The organism is Streptomyces africanus (assembly GCF_002150735.1).
GTDB lineage: Bacteria > Actinomycetota > Actinomycetes > Streptomycetales > Streptomycetaceae > Streptomyces > Streptomyces africanus.
In genome coordinates, this window is sequence record NZ_MUKA01000075.1 from 26,158 (window position 1) to 47,758 (window position 21,601).

Annotated in this window: 15 protein-coding genes; 8 read left to right on the plus strand and 7 right to left on the minus strand. The window is 70.5% G+C overall.

Annotation, left to right across the window (positions count from 1 at the left end):
• Positions 1-79: 79 nt before the first annotated feature.
• The 4 genes from CCL05_RS11690 (at position 80) to CCL05_RS11705 (ending at position 4,538) form a co-directional block, all read left to right on the plus strand.
• Positions 80-1,837 (plus strand): SDR family oxidoreductase, encoded by a 1,758-nt coding sequence (locus CCL05_RS11690; RefSeq protein WP_086560438.1) that lies wholly within the window; start codon positions 80-82, stop codon positions 1,835-1,837.
• A gap of 138 nt (positions 1,838-1,975) precedes the next feature.
• Positions 1,976-2,524 (plus strand): RNA 2'-phosphotransferase, encoded by a 549-nt coding sequence (locus tag CCL05_RS11695; RefSeq protein ID WP_086560439.1) that lies wholly within the window; start codon positions 1,976-1,978, stop codon positions 2,522-2,524.
• An 83-nt stretch (positions 2,525-2,607) separates the two neighbouring features.
• Positions 2,608-3,510 (plus strand): LLM class flavin-dependent oxidoreductase, encoded by a 903-nt coding sequence (locus CCL05_RS11700; RefSeq protein ID WP_086560440.1) that lies wholly within the window; start codon positions 2,608-2,610, stop codon positions 3,508-3,510.
• Between the two features lie 140 nt (positions 3,511-3,650).
• Positions 3,651-4,538: a Cof-type HAD-IIB family hydrolase gene (locus CCL05_RS11705; RefSeq protein ID WP_167409549.1), complete on the plus strand. Its 888-nt coding sequence runs from the start codon at positions 3,651-3,653 to the stop codon at positions 4,536-4,538.
• Positions 4,539-4,588: 50 nt separating this feature from the next.
• Here CCL05_RS11705 and CCL05_RS11710 read toward each other — a convergent pair whose 3' ends face one another.
• The 5 genes from CCL05_RS11710 to hisC form a co-directional block, all read right to left on the minus strand.
• Positions 4,589-5,647 carry a M23 family metallopeptidase gene (locus CCL05_RS11710; RefSeq protein WP_086560442.1) on the minus strand — a complete coding sequence of 353 codons (1,059 nt, stop codon included), beginning with the start codon at positions 5,645-5,647 and terminating at the stop codon, positions 4,589-4,591.
• 138 nt (positions 5,648-5,785) lie between these two features.
• Positions 5,786-9,280: a thiol reductant ABC exporter subunit CydD gene (cydD, locus tag CCL05_RS11715; RefSeq protein WP_086560443.1), complete on the minus strand. Its 3,495-nt coding sequence runs from the start codon at positions 9,278-9,280 to the stop codon at positions 5,786-5,788.
• Positions 9,281-9,292: 12 nt separating this feature from the next.
• Positions 9,293-10,297, minus strand: coding sequence for a cytochrome d ubiquinol oxidase subunit II (gene cydB, locus CCL05_RS11720; RefSeq protein ID WP_086560444.1), 1,005 nt, complete (start codon positions 10,295-10,297; stop codon positions 9,293-9,295).
• A gap of 20 nt (positions 10,298-10,317) precedes the next feature.
• Positions 10,318-11,826, minus strand: a complete 1,509-nt coding sequence (locus CCL05_RS11725) for a cytochrome ubiquinol oxidase subunit I (RefSeq protein WP_086560445.1) — start codon at positions 11,824-11,826, stop codon at positions 10,318-10,320.
• A gap of 197 nt (positions 11,827-12,023) precedes the next feature.
• Complete coding sequence (hisC, locus tag CCL05_RS11730; RefSeq protein WP_086560446.1) at positions 12,024-13,103, minus strand: histidinol-phosphate transaminase; 1,080 nt, start codon at positions 13,101-13,103, stop codon at positions 12,024-12,026.
• Positions 13,104-13,555: 452 nt separating this feature from the next.
• Here hisC and CCL05_RS11735 point away from each other — a divergent pair, with 452 nt between their 5' ends.
• The 3 genes from CCL05_RS11735 (at position 13,556) to CCL05_RS11745 (ending at position 17,090) form a co-directional block, all read left to right on the plus strand.
• The gene (locus CCL05_RS11735) at positions 13,556-14,668 is read left to right on the plus strand and encodes a LacI family DNA-binding transcriptional regulator (RefSeq protein WP_086560447.1); all 1,113 of its coding nucleotides are present in this window, start codon (positions 13,556-13,558) and stop codon (positions 14,666-14,668) included.
• Positions 14,669-14,948: 280 nt separating this feature from the next.
• On the plus strand, positions 14,949-16,040 hold the full coding sequence (locus tag CCL05_RS11740) for a metallophosphoesterase (RefSeq protein ID WP_086560448.1): 1,092 nt from the start codon (positions 14,949-14,951) through the stop codon (positions 16,038-16,040).
• Between the two features lie 183 nt (positions 16,041-16,223).
• On the plus strand, positions 16,224-17,090 hold the full coding sequence (locus CCL05_RS11745; RefSeq protein ID WP_086560449.1) for a hypothetical protein: 867 nt from the start codon (positions 16,224-16,226) through the stop codon (positions 17,088-17,090).
• 90 nt (positions 17,091-17,180) lie between these two features.
• Here CCL05_RS11745 and thiC read toward each other — a convergent pair whose 3' ends face one another.
• The gene (gene thiC, locus CCL05_RS11750; protein WP_086560450.1) at positions 17,181-18,965 is read right to left on the minus strand and encodes a phosphomethylpyrimidine synthase ThiC; all 1,785 of its coding nucleotides are present in this window, start codon (positions 18,963-18,965) and stop codon (positions 17,181-17,183) included.
• A 254-nt stretch (positions 18,966-19,219) separates the two neighbouring features.
• Between thiC and CCL05_RS11755 the strand changes: the two genes are divergently transcribed.
• The gene (locus tag CCL05_RS11755; protein ID WP_086560451.1) at positions 19,220-20,965 is read left to right on the plus strand and encodes a YibE/F family protein; all 1,746 of its coding nucleotides are present in this window, start codon (positions 19,220-19,222) and stop codon (positions 20,963-20,965) included.
• Positions 20,966-21,074: 109 nt separating this feature from the next.
• Here the strand turns inward: CCL05_RS11755 and CCL05_RS11760 are convergent, their stop codons facing one another.
• Positions 21,075-21,509, minus strand: a complete 435-nt coding sequence (locus tag CCL05_RS11760; protein WP_020271172.1) for an SsgA family sporulation/cell division regulator — start codon at positions 21,507-21,509, stop codon at positions 21,075-21,077.
• Positions 21,510-21,601: the final 92 nt, after the last annotated feature.

Genomic DNA, 21,601 nt, shown 5'->3' on the forward strand with positions numbered 1-21,601 from the left:
AGGGGGCCTGGTTCTCGAGAGTTACCACGACCGGGAGTCTCCTGTTGACGAACCCTCTAACAACTGCCAGATTCGCCGGATGACGTTGCTCACGGGCGCGCGGGAGCGCCGGGTGCGGACCGGTGAGGTCGAGCTGTGCGTGGCCGAGGCCGGTGATCCGCGGCGGCCGACGGTGGTCCTGGTGCACGGCTACCCCGACAGCAAAGAGGTGTGGTCCGAGGTCGCCGCGCGCCTGGCCGGGCACTTCCACGTGGTGGCGTACGACGTCCGCGGCCATGGGCGGTCGACGGCGCCGCGGCCGCTGCGGGGCGGGTTCACGCTGGAGAAGCTGACGGACGACTTCCTGGCCGTCGCGGACGCGGTCAGCCCAAACCGGCCGGTGCATCTGGTCGGGCACGACTGGGGCTCGGTGCAGGGCTGGGAGTTCACCACCGTCCAGCGCACCGAGGGCCGCATCGCGTCCTTCACCTCGATGTCCGGGCCGTCCCTGGACCACTTCGGCCACTGGATCGACAGCCGTGTGAAGCGGCCCACCCCGCGCCGGATCGGCCAGCTCCTCGGGCAGGGCGCCAGGTCCTGGTACGTGTACCTGCTGCAGACGCCGGTGCTGCCCGAGCTGGCCTGGCGCGGCCCGCTGGGCAAGCGCTGGCCGGGGGTTCTGGAGCGCGTCGAGAAGGTGCCCCGGGGTGACTACCCGACCTCGTCCCTGCCGTCGGACGCGGCACACGGGGCCTGGCTGTACCGGGACAACGTACGGCCGCGGCTGCGCAGGCCACGCACGGACGCGTACGCGCACGCGCCCGTGCAGGTCGTGACGCCCCTGGAGGACCGGTTCCTGTCGGAGCGGCTCACCGACGGGCTGGAGCAGTGGGTTCCGGAGTTGACCCGCAGGACCGTGCAGGCGGGGCACTGGATCCCACGCACCCGTCCGGATCTGCTGGCCTCGTGGATCGAGGAGTTCGTGACGTCCGTGGAGAGCGGACGGTCCCCGGCGCCGGCGCGCGGCAGGCACGCCCAGCGGTTCGGCGGACAGCTCGTCCTGGTCACCGGGGCGGGCAGCGGCATCGGGCGGGCGACGGCGCTGGCGTTCGCCGGGAACGGCGCGCGCGTGGTCGCCGTCGACCGGAACGCACAGGCGGCGGCCCGCACCGCCGAGTCGTGCCGCCTGACGGGCGCTCCGGCGGCCTGGGCGGAGACGGTCGACGTCTCCGACGAGCAGGCCATGGAGACGCTCGCCGAGAAGGTCACCACCGAGTACGGCGTGGTGGACGTCCTCGTGAACAACGCCGGGATCGGACTGTCCGGTTCCTTCTTCGACACCACGCCGCAGGACTGGAAGAAGGTCCTCGACGTCAACCTGTGGGGCGTGATCCACGGCTGCCGGCTCTTCGGCCGGCGGATGGCCGGGCGCGGGCAGGGCGGCCATATCGTCAACGTGGCGTCGTCGGCGGCGTACCAGCCGTCCCGGGCGCTGCCCGCGTACAGCACCTCCAAGGCGGCCGTCCTCATGCTCAGCGAGTGCCTGCGGGCGGAACTCGCCGGGCAGGGGATCGGCGTGACGGCGGTCTGCCCCGGCTTCGTCAACACGGCGATCACGTCCACGGCGCACTTCGCCGGGGTCGGGGCAGGCGAGGAGAAGCGGCTCCAGCAGCGTGCCGCCCGTCTGTACGGGCTGCGGAACTACCCGCCGGAGAAGGTCGCCGCCGCGATCCTGCGGGCGGTGGTGCGCAACGAGGCGGTGGTCCCGGTCACACCGGAGGCGCGGGGTGCGCGCTGGCTGTCGCGGTTCGCGCCGGGAGCACTGCGGGGGATCGCACGGCTGAAGCCGCCGGTGTGACCCCAAGTCGCCTGATGTGAAGGCAAGTTGTCCACAGACTCTGCGAATTCGCCTGTGGATAACACCCCTTGGCTGTGGATCAAACCTCCAGAGGGAAACTCAATCGCGTGATTCAGGTCTCTCCCGCACCCTGAGGGAATGGATGAAAGACGCACCGTGAAGGTGTCGAAGTACCTCTCGAAGCATCTGCGGCACCAGCCGGAGCGAATCGGGCTGGCACTGGACGAGGGCGGCTGGGTCGAGATCGACACGCTGATCGCCGCAGCCGCCGCCCATGGTTTCCCCGTCACCCGCGCCGAGCTGGACCACGTCGTCGCCACCAACGACAAGCGGCGTTTCGCCGTCGAGGGCACCCGGATCCGCGCCAGCCAGGGGCACAGCGTCGAGGTCGAACTCGGACTGCCGACGGCGACCCCGCCCGCGTACCTCTACCACGGCACCGTCGCCCGCAACCTGGACGCGATCCGGGCCGAGGGACTCAGGCCGATGCACCGGCATGCCGTGCACCTCTCGCCGGACCGCGAGACGGCGACCCGCGTCGGCGCCCGCCGTGGCCGGCCGGTCGTGCTGGCCGTGGACGCGGCCGCCATGCACCGCGACGGCCATGTCTTCCAGGTGAGCGCGAACGGCGTATGGCTCACCGAGGCCGTACAGCCGCGGTATCTGCGCTTTCCAGGGCCTCACTGACGCGCGGTGCGGGACGAGCCGCGCACGGTGACTGTTTCACGTGAAACACGGTCCAGCCGCTGCGCTCCCTTAGGCTCGATGCCATGAGTCTGCGTCTGAGCACCGTGATCCTCCCCTATCAACGCTGGCAGGAAGGCGGTCGTGCGGCCTGGACGCGTGCCGAGGAGCTCGGCTTCCACACCGCGTACACCTACGACCACCTGTCGTGGCGCAGCTTCCGGGACGGCCCCTGGTTCGGCGCCGTTCCGACCCTCACCGCCGCCGCGACCATCACCGACCGGCTGCGGCTGGGCACTCTGGTGACCTCGCCGAACTTCCGGCACCCGGTGACTCTCGCCAAGGAGCTGATCTCCCTCGACGACATCTCCGGCGGCCGGGTCACCCTGGGCATCGGCGCGGGCGGCTCGGGCTTCGACGCCACCGCGCTCGGCCATGAGCCGTGGACCCCGCGCGAGCGCGCCGACCGCTTCGCCGAGTTCGTCCCGCTGCTCGACCGGCTGCTCAGTGAGGACGCGGTGTCGTACGAGGGGGACTTCTACTCGGCGCACGAGGCACGGAACATCCCCGGCTGTGTGCAGCGCCCCAGGCTGCCGTTCGCGGTGGCCGCGACCGGGCCGCGCGGAATGCGTCTGGCCGCACGGTACGGGCAGGCGTGGGTGACCACCGGCGACCCGAAGCTGTACGAGAACGGCACTCCTGAACAGTCGGTTCAGGCCATTCGCGGGCAGGTGGAGAAGCTCGCCGACACCTGCGCCGAGATCGGCCGGGACATGACCGACCTCGACAAGGTCCTGCTCACCGGATTCACCCCGGACCGCGGCGGCCCGCTGCAGTCCCTGGACGCCTTCGTCGACTTCGCCGGCCGGCACCGGGAGCTGGGCTTCACGGAGATCGTGCTCCACTGGCCCATCCCCGACTCGCCCTTCGCGACGGACGAGAAGGCCTTCGAGCAGATCGCCATGGAGGCGTCGGCGCAGTTGCGCTGAGGACCTCAGGTGCGCTGAGGGCCTCACGTGCTCTTGAGGGCTTCAGGTGCTCTGAGGGGCTTGCGAGAAACCCCTCGTGAGGCCCTGGTGAGGGCGGTATCCACTCACCTGTGCGGACTCCCGCACGCCCGTGCAGGCATATGCGGGACAATGGCCGGGTGATCTCAGCGACCCGACAGCCCGAGACCGCGGCCGAGACCGTCCCGCCGCGACTGATCGCCACCGACCTCGACGGCACCCTGCTGCGCGACGACAAGTCGGTGTCCCCCCGCACGGTGGCCGCGCTGGCCGCCGCCGAGAAGGCGGGCATCGAGGTCTTCTTCGTCACCGGCCGCCCGGCCCGCTGGATGGACGTCGTCAGCGACCACGTGCACGGCCACGGCCTGGCGATCTGCGGCAACGGCGCCGCCGTGGTCGACCTGCACGGCGGCCCCGGCTCCCACCGGTTCGTGAAGGTACGGGAGCTGGAGCGGGCGAACGCGCTGGACGCCGTAAGGCTGTTGCGTGACGCGGCTCCGGGCACGGTGTACGCGGTGGAGCAGACGTACGGCTTTTACCAGGAACCGGCTTATCCGAAGCTGCACATGGAGATCCCCGACAGCCTCGCCCCGGCGGAGGAGCTGCTGTCGCCGGAGCACCGAGCGGCCGGGGAGCCGGTGCTGAAGATCCTGGCCTACCACCCCGAGATGGACCCCGACGCCTTCCTGACCCTGGCCCGGCTCGCCATCGGTGACCGGGCCAACGTCACCCGCTCCAGCCCCAGCGCCCTGCTCGAGATCAGCGGCCCCGGCGTGTCCAAGGCCAGCACGCTCGCCCTGTGCTGCGCCGAGCGCGGCATCTCACACGAGCAGGTCGTCGCCTTCGGTGACATGCCCAACGACGTCGAGATGCTGACCTGGGCGGGCCGGTCCTACGCGATGGGCAACGCCCACCCGGACGTGATCGCCGCGGCCTCGGGACGGACGGTCGCGAACAACGAGGACGGCGTGGCGGTCGTGATCGAGCAGCTGCTCACGGAACTGCCGTAGCCGGCGTGGCTGGAGGTGTGACGGCGGTGCGGCTGCGGCTCTCGCCCGGGTCAGAGCGACACCCCGCGCGCCGCCAGCCATGACACCGGATCCACGGACGAGCCCATCTCCGGCGTGACCCTGGCCTCGAAGTGCAGGTGCGGTCCGGTGGAGTTGCCCGTGGTGCCCGACTGGCCGATCCACTGTCCGGGTTCGACCTGCTCCCCCTGGTCGACCGCGACGGACGCGAGATGGGCGTACTGCGTGTAGTAGCCGCCCGCGTGCCTGAGCACGATCTCGATGCCGAAGGCCCCCCCGCAGGACACCTTCACCACCCGGCCCGCGCCCACAGCCCGCACCGGCGTACCGATCGGCACCGCGAAGTCCTGCCCGGTGTGCCGGCTCGACCACCGCGCACCGCCGCTGCCGTAGGACGCGGACAGCTCGTACGTCTCCACGGGCGCGACCCACGCGGTCGTGAATCCCGTCTCCGGCTGGTCGAGCCGCACGGCACCATGGCATGCCCCGGCGGCGGCCGAGGCGTCCGCCTGCCCCTGGAGCTGCGAGCGGGCGGTTTCCAGCTTCTGCTCGATGTCCGCCTTGAGAGCGGCGAGTTGGGTGTTCCGTTTTTCCAGCGCCTGCCAGTGGGCCGCGGCCCTGGTCTCGTCCGCGGCGAGCCGTGCCTCGGCCCGCCGGCTCTTGGAGATCGCGTTGTTCACGGCGAGATTCGTCTGGGAGAAGGCGTGCTGGCCCCGCATCAGATCGTCGGGGCCGTCGGCGAGGATCATCTGGGCGGCCACCGGCAGCCCACCGCTGGAGCGGTACTGGGCACGGGCGATCCTGCCCAGGTCTTCGTGCAGGGCCGCGATGTGCCGCCGCTGACGGTCCAGGAGTTCCTCGGCCCGCTGGGCTCTGGCCCGTTGCTCCTCGGCCTCTTGGCGCCCCGCCTCGTACTGCTGCGTCGCCACGGCGGCCTCCTCGTACAACCGCACCACCTCGGCGCTGAGCCCCGGGTCCCCGCCGGTATCGCTCCCGGGTTCCCTGGGCGCCGCCGTCGGTCCGGCCGCCAGCACCGCCAGCGCGCACAGCAGGACCGGAACCAGCAGACGATGGCGGCGATATGAGCGCATGTCAGTGATCGTCGCCCAGCCCGGGCGCCCTGGCCCTGTTCACCTCGTACGGCCGGGGGACCGACTGCCCCGAACGGCTCAGTGCGGCGCCGGTCGGACTCTGTCAGGGGGCGCTCGGTGCGGCGCCGGCCGGGCCCGCTAAGGCGCGGCCGTCAGCGACTCCGACGCCGCCTCCCGCTCCGCCATCTCCCGCAGCGGCCCGTCGACGGCCACCAGCTCCGCGTACGTCCCGCGCTGCACGACCTGTCCCTGGTCCAGCACGATCACTTCGTCCACCGCCTCCAGACCCGCCAGCCGGTGCGTGATGAGCAGCGTCGTGCGGCCCTCGGTGGCGGCCAGCAGGTCGGCGGTGAGCGCGTCGGCGGTCGGCAGGTCCAGGTGTTCGGCGGGCTCGTCGAGCACCAGGACGGGGAAGTCGGCGAGGAGTGCCCGGGCCAGTGCCAGCCGCTGCCGCTGGCCTCCCGACAGCCGCGCCCCGTGCTCGCCGACGAGCGTGTCGAGCCCCTCGGGCAGGCCGTCGGCCCAGTCCAGCAGCCGGGCCCGGCGGAGTGCGGCACGCAGGTCGTCCTCCGTGGCGTCCTTCTTGGCGAGCAACAGGTTCTCGCGCAACGAGCTGTCGAAGAGGTGCGCGTCCTGCGCGCACAGCCCGACGAGCCTGCGCACGTCGTCCCCGTCCAGCGCGTACGCGTCCACGCCCGCCAGCGTGTACGAGCCCGCGTCCGCGTCGAGGAAGCGCAGCAGCACCTGCGCCAGGGTCGTCTTGCCGGAGCCGGAGGGCCCGACCACGGCGACGCGGCGGCCTTCGTCGAGGGTCAGGTCCAGCCCGGCGAGCGCGTCCCGGTCCTGGCCCGCGTGCCGCGCGGCCAGCCCCTTGACGGCGACCGGGAACGGCGACGCGGGCGCCTGACGCGGCTGCTCGGGCTCCCCCACGGGCTCCGGGGCGTCCAGCACCTCGTACACCCGCTCGGCGCTGCGGCGCACCCGCTGCCGGTACTGCACGGCGAGCGGCAGCCCGAGCACGGCCTCGAAGGCGGCCAGCGGGGTGAGGACGACGACGGCCATGGTCACGCCGTCCAGCCGCCCGGCCGCGACCGCCTGTGCGCCGGTCAGGGCGGCGGCCGTGACGGTCAGGCCGGAGATCAGCGCGGTGAGCCCGTCGCCGAGTGCCGTGGCGGTGGCGGCGCGCGACGCGATCCGGGTGAGGACCCCGTCGGCCTCGCGTGCCTGGGCGGCCCGGGCGGGCAGGGCACCGGCGACGGCCAGCTCGGCGGTACCGGTGAGCAGATCGGCCACCCGCGTCGCGAGCACGCCGCGGGCGGGCGCCAGCCTGTGCTCGGCCCGCCGCGCCACGGCACCCGTGATGAGGGGCACGCCCGCCCCCGCCGCCAGCAGCCCGGCCGCGAGCACGGCCCCGGCCTCGGGCAGCAGCCATGCCGTGAAACCGACGGACGCGGCCGACACGACGACGGCCGCCCCGGCCGGCAGCAGCCACCGCAGCCAGTAGTCCTGCAACGCGTCCACGTCCGCCACCAGCCGGGACAGCAGATCACCCCGGCGGGTCCGGCGCAGCCCCGCGGGCGCCAGCCGCTCCAGCCTGCGGAACACCGCGACCCTGGTGTCCGCCAGCATCCGCAGCACGGCGTCGTGCGAGACCAGCCGCTCGGCGTACCGGAACACGGCCCGTCCGATCCCGAAGGCCCGCGTCGCCGTCACGGCCACCATCAGATACAGCACGGGCGGCTGCTGCGACGCCCGCGAGATCAGCCACCCGGAGGTCGCCATGAGACCTACGGCACTCCCAAGCGCGAGGCTCCCGAGCAGCAGGGCGAGTCCCAGCCGCCCGCGCCGGGCACCGGACATGGCGCGGACGCGCCCGAGGACACCGCCCGAAGCGGGCCGCCCGCCCGGCTCCGCCGGAGAGGCCGCAGGGGGAAGCTCGGCCTCGACGGAGACCGTTCCCTGGTTGCGGACCGCTGCCGACGCGACAGGCACCGCGGCGGTCTCGGGCTCCGTCAGCCGCACCACCCGGTCCGCCACCCCCAGCAGCGCCGGGCGGTGCACGACGAGCAGCACCGTCCGCCCGGCCGCGAGCCGCCGTACGGCCGCCACGACCTCGGCCTCCGTGGCCCCGTCCAGCGCGGCCGTCGGCTCGTCGAGCAGCAGCACGGGCCGGTCCGCGAGGAACGCCCGGGCCAGCGCGAGCCGCTGCCGCTGCCCGGCGGACAGCCCGGCCCCGTCCTCGCCGAGCACGGTGTCCGCGCCGTCGGGCAGCGCCTCCACGAACTCCAGCGCCCCGGCGTCCCGCAGCGCCCGCCGTACCGCGTCGTCGTCGGCGTCGGGCCGCGCCAGCCGTACGTTCTCGGCGATCGTCCCGGCGTACAGATGCGGCCGCTGCGGCACCCATGCGATCCGGGACCGCCACTGCTCCAGGTCCACGTCGGCGAGGTCGGCTCCCCCGATCCGCACCCGTCCTCCGGCCGGTGGCACGAATCCGAGCAGGACGTTCAGCAGCGTCGACTTGCCGGCACCGCTCGGCCCGACCAGCGCGACCGTCTCCCCGGGCTCGACGGTGAAGGACACGCCCGACACGGCGTCGGCGGCCCGCCCGGGGTAGCGGACGGTCACTCCCTCGAAAGCCAGCGCACCGGGCGGTACGGCCACGGAACCCGACGCCGGAACGGGTGTCTCCAGGACCTCGAAGATCTCCTCGGCCGCGGCGAGCCCCTCCGCCGCCGCGTGGTACTGCGCCCCGACCTGCCGCAACGGCAGATACGCCTCGGGGGCCAGGATCAGGATGACCAGGCCGATGTACAGATCCATCTCGCCGTGCACCAGCCGCATGCCGATCGTCACGGCGACCAGCGCCACCGAGATCGTCGCGAGCAGCTCCAGCGCGAAGGAGGAGAGGAAGGCGATCCGCAGGGTCCGCATGGTCGCCTGCCGGTACTCGCCGGTGATCCGCCGGATCGACTCGGCCTGCGCCTTGGCCCGCCCGAAGACCTTCAGCGTCGGCAGCCCCGCGACGACGTCCAGGAAGTGCCCGGACAGCCGCGACAGCAGCCGCCACTGACGGTCCATCCGGGACTGGGTGGCCCAGCCGATCAGCACCATGAAGACCGGGATGAGCGGCAGGGTGCCCACGATGATGGCCGCGGAGACCCAGTCCTCGGTGACGATCCGCGCCAGCACCGCCACCGGCACGACCACCGCGAGACCCAACTGCGGCAGATACCGCGAGAAGTAGTCGTCGAGGGCGTCGACGCCCCGGGTCGCCAGGGCAACCAGCGAACCGGTCCGCTGCCCGCTCAGCCAGCCCGGCCCCAGCTGAGCGGAACGCTCCAGCAGCCGCCCCCGCAGCTCGGACTTCACCGCCGCGCTCGCCCGGTGCGCGGCGAGCTCGGTGAGCCAGCCGACCAGCGCCCGGCCGACCGCGACAGCGGCCAACAGCAGCAGGGGAGTGCCGAGGTCGGACACCGTCATGCGGTGCTGGAACGCGCCGACCACCACCTCGGCGATGAGCATCGCCTGTGCGATGACCAGCCCCGCCCCGACGGCGCCCAGGGCGACGACCGCCACCAGGAAGACCCGGGTGGCACGGGCGTACCGGAGCAGACGCGGATCGATCGGTTTCACGTGAAACACACCTCAGTGCACGGTCTCGGCGATGTGCTGCGTACCGATCCGCTTGCGGAACACCCAGTACGTCCAGCCCTGGTAGAGCATCACGATCGGTGTGGCGACCGCCGCGCACCAGGTCATGATCTTCAGCGTGTACGGGCTGGACGAGGCGTTGGTGACCGTCAGGCTCCAGTCCGGGTTCAGCGTCGACGGCATGACGTTCGGGAACAGCGTCAGGAAGAGCATCGCCACCGTGGCCACAATGGTGAGCCCCGACAGGGCGAAAGCCCAGCCCTCACGCCCCGCCCGCGCCGCGACCAGGGCCACGACGAGCGACGCCACCGCCACGACCACCGCGACGAGCGATGCCCCGTCGCCCCGGTCGGACTGCGTCCACAGCAGGAAGGCGAGGGCCAGCAGGACGGTCACCAGCCCGACCCGCAGCGCCAGCTTCCGCGCCCGCTCCCGGATCTCCCCGACCGTCTTGAGCCCGACGAACACCGTCCCGTGGAAGGTGAACAGCGCCAGCGTGACCAGACCGCCGAGCAGGGCGTACGGGTTGAGCAGGTCCAGGACGCCACCGGCGTAGTTGAAGTCCTGGTCGATCTTCACGCCCCGCACGATGTTGCCGAAGGCCACACCCCACAGGAACGCGGGGATCAGCGAGGTCCAGAAGATCGCCGTCTCCCAGTTGCGCTGCCAGTTCTCCTCGGGCCGCTTGGCGCGGTACTCGAAGGCCACACCCCGGACGATGAGGCAGACCAGGACGAGCAACAGCGGCAGGTAGAAGCCCGAGAAGAGCGTGGCGTACCACTCGGGGAAGGCGGCGAAGGTGGCACCGCCCGCGGACAGCAGCCACACCTCGTTGCCGTCCCAGACGGGACCGATGGTGTTGATCAGCACCCGCTTCTCGGGCCGGTTGCGGGCGAGCAGCCTCGTGAGCACCCCGACCCCGAAGTCGAAGCCCTCCAGGAAGAAGTAGCCGGTCCACAGGACGGCGATCAGGACGAACCAGACGTCGTGCAGTTCCATGACTGTGCAGCTCCCTCGGCCTAGTACGAGAAGGCCATCGGCTTGTCGGCGTCACGGGACTCGCCGCCGATCTTCGTGGGCGGGTTGAGGTCGGCCTCGGTGAGCTCCGGCGGGCCCGCCTTGACGTACTTGACCAGCAGCTTGACCTCGACGACGGCGAGGATCGCGTACAGCGTGGTGAAGACGATCATCGAGGTGATGACCTCGGCCTGGGAGACACCGGGGGAGACCGCGTGACGGGTCTGGAGCACGCCGTAGACGACCCAGGGCTGGCGGCCCATCTCGGTGAAGATCCAGCCCCAGGAGCTGGCGATCAGCGGGAAGCCCAGAGTGAGGATCGCGATGCGCCAGTACCACTTGGTGAGGGTCGGGCCGAGGGCCTTCCTGGGCAGGAGCACGAGATGCGGCACCTCGTCCTCACCCACCCGCAGATGCTGCGGCAGCAGGAACTTCTTGCGGGTCAGCCACAGCCCGGCCAGGCCGATGGCGAACGACGTCATGCCGAAGCCGATCATCCAGCGGAAGCCCCAGTAGGCGACGGGGATGTTGGGCCGGTAGTCGCCGGGTCCGTACTTCTCCTGCTCGGCCTTGTTGACGTCGTTGATGCCGGGCACGTACGAGGTGAAGTCGTCCTTGGCCAGGAAGGACAGCAGGCCGGGGATCTCGATGGCGACCTTGTTGTGCCCCTTGTCGACGTCACCGATGGCGAAGACCGAGAAGGGCGCCGGCTTCTCGCCGTCCCACAGCGCCTCGGCCGCGGCCATCTTCATCGGCTGCTGCTGGTACATGATCTTGCCCAGGGTGTCACCGCTGACCGCGGTGAGCAGACCGCCGATGACGACGGTGACGAGGCCCAGCCGAAGCGAGGTCTTCATCACGGGGACGTGCTTCTTGCGGGCCAGGTGGAAGGCAGCGATGCCGACCATGAAGGCGCCGCCGGTCAGGAAGGCCGCGGTGAGCGTGTGGAAGACCTGGGCGAGCGCGGTGTTCTGGGTGAGCACCAGCCAGAAGTCGGTGAGCTCGGCCCGGCCCTTCGCCTCGTTGATCCGGTAGCCGACCGGGTGCTGCATCCAGGAGTTGGCCGCGAGGATGAAGTACGCCGACAGGATCGTGCCGATCGAGACCATCCATATGCAGGCCAGGTGGATCTTCTTCGGCAGCTTGTCCCAGCCGAAGATCCACAGGCCGATGAAGGTGGACTCGAAGAAGAAGGCGATCAGGGCCTCGAAGGCGAGCGGCGCGCCGAAGACGTCACCGACGAAGCGCGAGTAGTCGGACCAGTTCATGCCGAACTGGAACTCCTGCACGATGCCGGTGACCACACCCATCGCGATGTTGATCAAGAAGAGCTTGCCCCAGAACTTCGTCGCCTGGAGGTACTTCTCCTTCTCCGTCCGCACCCAGGCGGTCTGCAGTCCGGCCGTCAGGGCGGCCAGCGAGATCGTCAGGGGGACGAACAGAAAGTGGTAGACGGTGGTGATGCCGAACTGCCATCGCGCCAGGGTCTCCGGCGCCAGAGCCAGGTCCACGTCGCCGCTCCTTACAACCGCTTGTGAAAGCGTTCACATTCACAAGCCATTATGCAGCACGCAGTTTCGAGCCCCGGAGGGGGCCCCTGTCTCCCCCGTCACAGTCAACCCCTTGGCCGGAACTTGTCGGTTTCACGTGAAACAGGCGAGCCGGTCGACGACTAGCACCGACCGGCTCATCCCATAGTTCTCAGCTGCTAGATCTCCTTGCGGAACCCTTCCGCCACCTTGAGGAAGATGTCGTTCGCCTCGGTCTCCCCGACCGTCACCCGCACACCCTCACCCGCGAACGGCCGGATCACCACACCCGCCTGCTCACACGCCTCCGCGAACGAGACCGTGCGCTCCCCCAGCCGCAGCCACACGAAGTTGGCCTGGCTCTCCGGCACCGTCCAGCCCTGGGCGCGCAGCCCGTCGACCACGCGCGTGCGCTCGCACACCAGCGAGCCGACCCGGCCGAGCAGTGCGTCCTCGGCACGCAGCGAGGCGATCGCCGCCTCCTGCGCGAGTTGGCTCACCCCGAACGGGACCGCCGTCTTGCGCAGCGCCGCGGCCACCGGCTCGTGGGCGATGGCGAACCCGACGCGCAGGCCGGCGAGGCCGTACGCCTTGGAGAAGGTCCGCAGGACGCAGACGTTGGCCCGGTCGCGGTAGAGCTCGACACCGTCCGGGACCTCGGGGTCGCGGATGAACTCGCGGTAGGCCTCGTCGAGCACCACCAGAACATCACCGGGCACCCGGTCGAGGAAGCGCTCCAGCTCCGCCCGCCGCACGACCGTACCCGTCGGGTTGTTGGGGTTGCAGACGAAGATCAGCCGGGTCCGGTCGGTGATCGCGTCGGCCATCGCGTCGAGGTCGTGCACATCACCGGAGGTCAGCGGCACCTGCACCGACGTCGCGCCGCTGATCTGCGTGATGATCGGGTACGCCTCGAAGGACCGCCAGGCGTAGATGACCTCGTCACCAGGGCCGGAGGTGGCCTGGATCAGCTGCTGGGCGACACCGACCGACCCGGTGCCGGTGGCCAGGTGGGAGAGGGGCACACCGAACCGCTCGGACAGCTCGTTCATCAGCGCCGTACAGGCCATGTCCGGGTAGCGGTTGAAGTTGCAGGCCGCCGCCGTCACCGTCTCCATCACGCCCGGCAGCGGCGGGTAGGGGTTCTCGTTGGAGGACAGCTTGTAGGCCACCGGCCCACCCGCCGCGGCCGGCTTGCCCGGCTTGTAGGTGGGGATCCCCTCCAGCTCGGCGCGCAGCTTGGGGCTCGTCTCGCTCACCGCAGTCCTCCTCACGAAGACCGGCGGCCCATGACCGCCGCCGACATCCAATACTCCTCACCTTATGAGGATTCGGCGCCGCTGCGTATAGCCACGACGCAGCGACGAAGGCCGGCCTCCTGCGTCCCTCGGCATCACATGTGCGTCCCACCGGCATCAGGGGCATCGCCGCACGAAGGCGTACGAATTCAGGGGCGCGCCGCACATATATCTACGCGCCGGTGGTGCACGCCGTAGCGCGCATCCCCCGTGCAGGTGAGTTGAGACCTCTTCGCAACCTCGGCCACTTGGCAGGCACGTGCGGGCCGACACGTCACGTCCTGGCATGAGAGCCGCCAACGCCCTTGTTTTCCAAAGCAATTGAGGTTAAATGATCATGCAGAAACGTGCCTGTCAACGCGTGCATATGCGTCCGCACTACCCCACCGCATGAGCCCTACTATCGGCTCGCCATGACAGCAGCAGGGAAGCACCAGGTGAGCCGCGCGGAAACCTCACGTCGAGGCAGTCGGCCGGGTCGGGCGGGTATCAGAGACGTGGCCGCCGCCGCCGGAGTGTCCATCACGACCGTCTCCGACGCCCTCAACGGCAAGGGCAGGCTCCCGGACGCCACCCGGCGCCATGTCCGTGAGGTCGCCGACCGGCTGGGCTACCGGCCCTCGGCCGCCGCCCGGACCCTCCGTACCGGCAAGTCGGGACTCATCGGCCTGACCGTGACCACGTACGGGGATGAACCTTTCACCTTCACCGAGTTCGCGTACTTCGCCGAGATGGCGCGGGCCGCCACCTCCGCGGCGCTCGCCCGCGGCTACGCCCTCGTCATCCTGCCCGCGACGTCCCGCCACGACGTGTGGTCGAACGTCGCCCTGGACGGCACGGTCGTCATCGACCCCTCCGACCAGGACCCGGTCGTCAGCGAACTCGTCCGGCAGGGCCTGCCGGTCGTCTCCGACGGCCGCCCGGCCGGCTCGCTGCCGGTCACGGCCTGGGTCGACAACGACCACGAGGCCGCCGTCCTCGGCATCCTCGATCACCTGGCCGGCGCCGGCGCCCGCCGCATCGGCCTGCTGACCGGCACGAGCACGGACACGTACACCCACCTGTCGACCACCGCGTACCTGCGCTGGTGCGAGCGCGTCGGCCAGGATCCGGTGTACGAGGCCTACCCGGCGCACGATCCGTGCGCGGGTGCCGTCGCCGCCGACCGGCTGCTCGCCCGGCCCGACCGGCCCGACGCGGTCTACGGCCTGTTCGACCCGAACGGCACCGACCTGCTCGCCGCCGCCCGCCGCTACGGCCTGCGCGTACCGGACGACCTGCTGCTGGTCTGCTGCAGCGAGTCCACCGTCTACGCCAACACCGAGCCGCCCATCACGACGCTCTCCCTGAAGCCGCGCCGCATCGGCACGGCGGTCGTACAGCTCCTCATCGACGCCATCGAGGGAGTGGACTCGGACCGTCCGGTGGAGCAGGTGATACCGACGGAGCTGATCGTGCGCACATCGTCCCAGCGGCGCCCGCCGCGTACGACGGTCAGCCCGCCCCGGTCACCCGAGGGGGCCTGAGCCCCTCCGATCGAGTCAAGGAAAGTGCGCACTCCTGGGGAGAAACGGGGCCGGTCCCCCGGAGAGAAGGGATCGTTCTCGCGAAGAGAAGGAAAGCGAGGACGGTCACACGGTGGTCAAAGCCTGGCTCAATCGGGGCGAAAGCCGCAGTGAACTGGACTCTTGCTCTGATTCACCACCCCTGGGTCATCACATGGCGCGATCCGCATTCCTATGATGGGCCCACGACACCCACGGGCCGCTACGACCAGGCAGTCCGATGCGGTGCAGATGCGGCGCGATGGTGGAGGGGTCGATGACTCAGGGGGCCGGTCAGGGACCCGAGGTGGAGCGGACGGCGACGCTGCGCGACTTCCGGGTGCCCGCATACGTCCACGAGGCCGGTCCGTACGTCCACAGCACCCACCCCGGCGAGGTCGCCCCGCCGCCCGAGGAGGCCTACCCCGAGGGGTACACGCCGACCGAGCGCGATCTGCCCGTGATCAACCGGGGCGACACCGTCCAGGTGACCGTCGACCCCGAGGCCGTCGCAGCCCCGCAGGCCGACACCGGGCAGGGCCCGCTGTACGTCGTGGGCGATGTACACGGCTACCTCGACCAGCTGGTGGCGGCCCTCCAGGAGAAGGGCCTCCTCGACGCCGACGGCCAGTGGTGCGCGGGCACCGCCCGGCTGTGGTTCCTCGGCGACTTCACCGACCGCGGCCCGGACGGCATCGGCGTCATCGACCTGGTGATGCGGCTGTCCGCCGAGGCCGCCGCGGCCGGCGGCTACTGCAAGGCGCTCATGGGCAACCACGAGCTGCTGCTGCTCGGCGCCAAGCGGTTCGGCGACACCCCCGTCAACTCCGGCGCCGGCACCGCCACGTTCCAGGCGGCCTGGCTGCTCAACGGCGGCCAGAAGACCGACATGGACCGCCTCCAGGACCACCACCTGCAGTGGATGGCCCGTCTGGACGCCGTCGAGGAGGTCGACGGCCACCTGCTCGTCCACTCCGACACCACCGCCTACCTCGACTACGGCCGCTCCATCGAAGAGGTCAACGACACCGTCCGCGAGACGCTCACGCGCAACGACGCGGACGAGGTCTGGGACCTGTTCCGCAAGTTCACCAAGCGGTTCTCCTTCCGTGACGAGGGCGGCGCGGACGCCGTGCGCTCCTTGCTCGATACGTACGGGGGCAGCCGCATCGTTCACGGTCACAGCCCGATTCCGTATCTCCTGGGCGAGGTCGGCTCCGAGGACGACGAGGAGAGGAACGACCCCGTGGTCGAGGGTCCGCACGTCTACGCCGACGGACTCGCCATCGCCATGGACGGCGGCGTGACCATGGCCGGAAAGCTGCTGGTCCAGCAACTGCCGTTGGATACGTGAACGTTCACCGGGCAGGCGTTTCCCGTCACAGGACCGGACCTGTGACGGGTCAATTTCGGTAAACCCCCTGTCACCGCCCACCTTCACGGCTCTACCATCGGCTTATCCGTAGCAGGCTCCCCTCCGTTTCTGCCCGACGGCTCGTCAGCATGCCGAGCCCCAAGCCCTACGGAGCATCGGGGGATGCACATGAACAGCGTTCCGCAGCACCTGCTGAGCGAGGACCGCCAGGAATACGAGCGGATCCTCGATGAGGCGCTGCGCTCCGCACCACACCGTCCGGAACTGGCCGCTGTCGGACAGCGGCTCAACCCCGAACAGCTGCGCACCATGGCCCTGAACGCCACCGCGCTCATCACGGCGGCCGCGTCGACCGAATACCAGCACTACGTCAAGGTCCGCGAGGAACAGCGCCGGCCGGCGCCGTCCAGCCGGCCGGCCGTGCGCGCATCCGGCTCCTCCGAGCCGGACACGGGCGCTGCGGGCCTCGCCGCCACCATGGGCGAGGTCGCCGAGACCGCCGGCGCGGGCGCCGTCGCGGTCGTCGCCGTCCTCGCCCCCGTCCTGGCCGGAACCGCCGCGGCGATCTTCCTGCTCGTCGGCTACATCCTTCAGATGCTCAACCCCGAGCAGACGTTCGCCCGGACGATGCTCACCACGGGCTGGGTGTTCGGCGCCGTGACCGCGGTCGCGATCCTCGTCGCCGCGGTGGGACTGCTGATCACCGCTCTGCGCAACAAGCCGACGGCCGAGAGCGACCCGCACGGCGAACCGCACGGGGAGGTGGACCGGGCCAGGGAGGCCTGGCACGAGGCCCTGCTGGAACGCGGCATCGTGCCCTTCCTCCGGGAGGCCCTCGTCGACCCGAGCGGGGCCGCCGCGCTGCACCACACCTCCCCGTCCACGCCGGTCAGCCGCATCCCGCACCTCGGCTACGACCGCCCGGGCTTCACCAGCCCGGAGGACGGCGACCACGGCTCGCGGCCGAGCTTCAGCAGCCCGGACTACACCAGCCCGGACTTCGGAGGCCCGGAGCACCAGCCGGAGTAGCCGTCGGGTCAGTGCCCCGGCCGGGTCCCTCCCGCGGGCCAGGGGACCAGGGACCACCGGTCCCCGGCCCTCGGCCTGTGTGCGGGCGGCTCAGTCCGCGATGGGCAGGTACACACGATTCCCGCTCGCCGCGAACTCCTTGGACTTCTGGGCCATGCCGTCCTCGATCTCGGCCGGTGTGCCACCGTGTTCACGGCGGATGTCCTGCGAGATCTTCATGCTGCAGAACTTGGGACCGCACATCGAGCAGAAGTGAGCCGTCTTGGCGGGCTCCGCCGGCAGGGTCTCGTCGTGGAACTCCCGTGCCGTGTCCGGGTCGAGGGCGAGGTTGAACTGGTCCTCCCACCGGAACTCGAAACGGGCGTCGGAGAGCGCGTCGTCCCACTTCTGGGCATCCGGATGGCCCTTGGCGAGATCCGCCGCGTGGGCGGCGATCTTGTAGGTGATGACGCCGGTCTTGACGTCGTCACGGTTCGGCAGGCCCAGGTGCTCCTTGGGCGTGACATAGCACAGCATGGCCGTGCCCCACCAGGCGATCATCGCGGCGCCGATGCCGGACGTGATGTGGTCGTACGCCGGCGCGACGTCCGTGGTCAGCGGGCCGAGCGTATAGAACGGAGCTTCATCGCAGATCTCCTGCTGAAGGTCGATGTTCTCCTTGATCTTGTGCATCGGGACATGGCCCGGGCCTTCGATCATGGTCTGTACGTTGAAACGCTTCGCGATCCGGTTGAGTTCCCCGAGCGTGCGCAACTCCGCGAACTGCGCCTCGTCGTTGGCGTCCGCGATCGAGCCCGGCCGCAGGCCGTCTCCGAGGGAGTACGTGACGTCGTACGCGGCGAGGATCTCGCAGAGCTCCTCGAAGTTCTCGTACAGGAAGCTCTCCTTGTGGTGCGCGAGGCACCATGCGGCCATGATCGAGCCGCCGCGGGAGACGATCCCGGTCTTCCGATTCGCCGTCAGCGGCACGTACGGCAGGCGCACGCCCGCGTGGACCGTCATGTAGTCCACGCCCTGCTCGGCCTGTTCGATGACGGTGTCCTTGTAGATCTCCCAGGTCAGCTCCTCGGCCCGGCCGTCGACCTTCTCCAGGGCCTGGTAGAGCGGCACGGTGCCGATCGGGACGGGGGAGTTGCGCAGCACCCACTCGCGTGTGGTGTGGATGTTGCGGCCGGTGGACAGGTCCATGACCGTGTCGGCGCCCCAGCGGGTCGCCCAGGTCATCTTCTCGACTTCCTCCTCGATGGAGGACGTCACCGCCGAATTGCCGATGTTGGCGTTGACCTTCACCAGGAACCGCTTGCCGATGATCATCGGCTCGATCTCCGGGTGGTTGACGTTGGCCGGCAGCACCGCCCGGCCCGCCGCGATCTCGTCGCGGACCACCTCTGGGGAAACGTTTTCCCGGATGGCCACGTACTCCATCTCGGGCGTGATCTCGCCGCGGCGGGCGTACGCGAGTTGCGTGACCGCCTTGCCGTCCCTGCTGCGCCGCGGCTGGCGCGGCCGTCCGGGGAAGACGGCGTCGAGGTTGCGCAGGCCGCCGCGCGGCGAGGTGTGCTTGACGCCGTCGTCCTCGGGGCGGACGGGCCGACCCGCGTACTCCTCGGTGTCGCCACGAGCGATGATCCAGTTCTCGCGCAGCGGCGACAGGCCCCTGCGGACGTCGGTGTCGACGAGCGGATCGGTGTACGGGCCCGACGTGTCGTACAGCGTGACCGACTGCCCGTTGGTGAGATGCACCTGACGGACCGGCACCCGCAGGTCGGGGCGGCTGCCCTCGACGTACGCCTTGTGCCAGCCGATGGACTTCCCGGCCTCCTCGGACTGTGCGTCCTGAACGGAGGCAGGCGTGCGTGCGTCCTTGTTGGTCATGAGACCTACTCCCTACGCCGGCATTACCCGGTAACAGGTTCGGCGGTCGACGCAGCGGCTTCCGTCTGCCGACGTTCCGTGTGAAACATCACTCGACTTCGGTGATGTTTCATGTGAAACATCGCTGGGACGGAGGTCAGCGCCCTCTCAGCCCGGTGCTCCGAGCTCCCGCGTGTACAAAAGGTGCCTCCACGCTAGCGGCAATTCTGGCGCGGTGACCAGAGGGCCCCCCTCGTTCTTGCGATGATCGGTCGGTGACCACGACGCAGCGTCCTCCTTACCCACCGCCCGAACCGCCTCGCGGGTCCGGCGCCGGCAACGGCAACGGGCGTGGGCACGAGCACGATTTCGCCACCGGGGGCGGGCTCGGGCCTGTGCGGGGACCGGCGCAGGGACACCGGTCCGGCCCCGGGAGCGGGCAGGGTGCGGGCCCGACCGGTACCGCCGGTCCGGCCGGTTCGTATGGTGCCGGTTCCGGAGACTGGCACGGAGCCGGCGCCGGCGCTGGAGCTGGAGCCGGCTCCGGTGAAGGCGACGGGTACGGGCACGGCGGAGGCGACAGGCCGGGCGAAGGCGGGTACGGGCACAACAGAGGCGACGGGTACGGCGGAGGCGACGGGCGCAACGGAGGCGACGGGCGCGGCGGTGGCGGCGATGGGCGCGGTCACGGAAGCGGCCCCGGCTCCGAGCCGGGCGGCGGGCACGGGCACTCGCACAGTCACAACCACGGTCCTGCCACACCCGTCTCCCTGCACCTGCGCAAGGTCATCGCGGCGGTCCTGATCCCGTTCGCCGCCGCCGTGCTGGTCGGTCTCGCCGTGCTGTGGCCGGGCGGCGCCCCGGCGCACGAGCGCACCGGCGTCGGCTTCGACCGGCAGACACAGGAGGCCTCCGTCACCAAGGTCGTGGCGGTGAGCTGCAAGGAGGCCGGCGCCTCGGGCGTCCCGCCGACCGGCGACACCGCCACCGCCGAGGGGTCCTCCGCGGTGCAGCAGGAGAAGGGAACCTGCAAACGGGCGACGATTCGGGTCGACAGCGGCAAGGACAAGGGCCGTACCTTCACCGAGATCGTCCAGCCGGACCAGTCCCGCCAGTTGCACGAGGGCCAGGAGGTCGTGGTCGCCTACGAGCCCTCCGCGCCCAAGGACCTCCAGTACTCGGTCACCGACATCAACCGCCGTCTGCCCCTGGCGCTGCTCGCCGGCATCTTCGCCCTCGCCGTCGTGGTCGTCGGGCGACTGCGGGGTGTCATGGCCCTGGTCGCGCTGGCCATCAGCTTCATGGTGCTGAACTTCTTCATTCTGCCCGCGATCCTGCAGGGCTCGAACCCGCTGCTCGTGGCGGTGGTGGGCGCGAGCGCCATCATGCTCATCGCCCTGTATCTGTGTCACGGCCTGTCCGCCCGGACCTCCGTGGCGGTGCTCGGCACCCTCGTCTCGCTGCTGCTGATCGGCGTTCTCGGTTCGCAGTTCATCGACTGGGCCGCGCTCACCGGCAACACCGACGACAACACCGGCCTGATCCACGGCCTCTACCCGACGATCGACATGAGCGGTCTGCTGCTCGCCGGCGTCATCATCGGATCGCTCGGTGTGCTCGACGACGTGACGGTGACACAGACGTCGGCGGTCTGGGAGCTGCACGAGGCCAACCCGACCATGGGCTGGCGTGGCCTCTACCGCGCGGGGATCCGGATCGGCCGCGACCACATCGCCTCGGTCGTCAACACACTCGTCCTCGCCTACGCGGGCGCCGCGCTGCCGTTGCTCCTGCTGTTCTCCATCGCGCAGAGCGGTGTCGGGACGGTCGCCAACAGCGAGCTGGTCGCGGAGGAGATCGTGCGCACGCTGGTCGGTTCCATCGGCCTGGTCGCTTCGGTGCCGGTCACCACGGCCCTGGCCGCGCTCGTGGTCTCGGCCGACCGCCCGGGAGACCAGCCCGCCGCGGAGGCCGCCACGGTCCCGGCACGCGGGGGGAGGGGCCGGCGCCGCAAGCGCTGACGGCTCTCGAACTCGGAAGCCCGGCTGCCCCGCCGTACGGCGAAGCGTTCCTGCACAGCTCGGCGGCATCCGGTGAAGCGTTACTCCACCGTGCCGCCCGACGGATGTCTCAGCCGGCGCCCTGTTCCGCCAGGATGCGGTCCAGGGCCTCGTCGAGATGGGCGTCGAAGTCGGCGAGCGAGCCCTCCTGACCCAGCGGCACCAGCTTGTCGGTGCGGTCGAGGAAGGCGACCAGCGGTGCCGTCGACGACCGGAACAGCGCCTGGTCACTGCCCACCTGAAGCCGGATCAGCACCTCGCCCAGCGAATCCGGTTCGACGGGCGTGACCCGCACATCGCCCTCCCCGCACGGCCGGCCCACCCCGTCGATCAGCAACTCCCGGCCGAAAGCCCAGGTCACCGGGGCATCACCGGGCAGATGGAAGGTCAGCCTGACGGCATAGGGGTCACTGGTCTCATAGCGCAGCTCCACCGGAATACGGAAGGAGAGCTCCTCGGACACGAGAAAGCTCATCATGACCTCTGCCTGTACGGACTCGCGCATCGCTAACCCCGTCATTCGCCGTGACTGGCCGGGAACGAACCTCTGACACTTGGTGGAATCTTGCTGAACGTACACAGCAGATCACAAGGAGT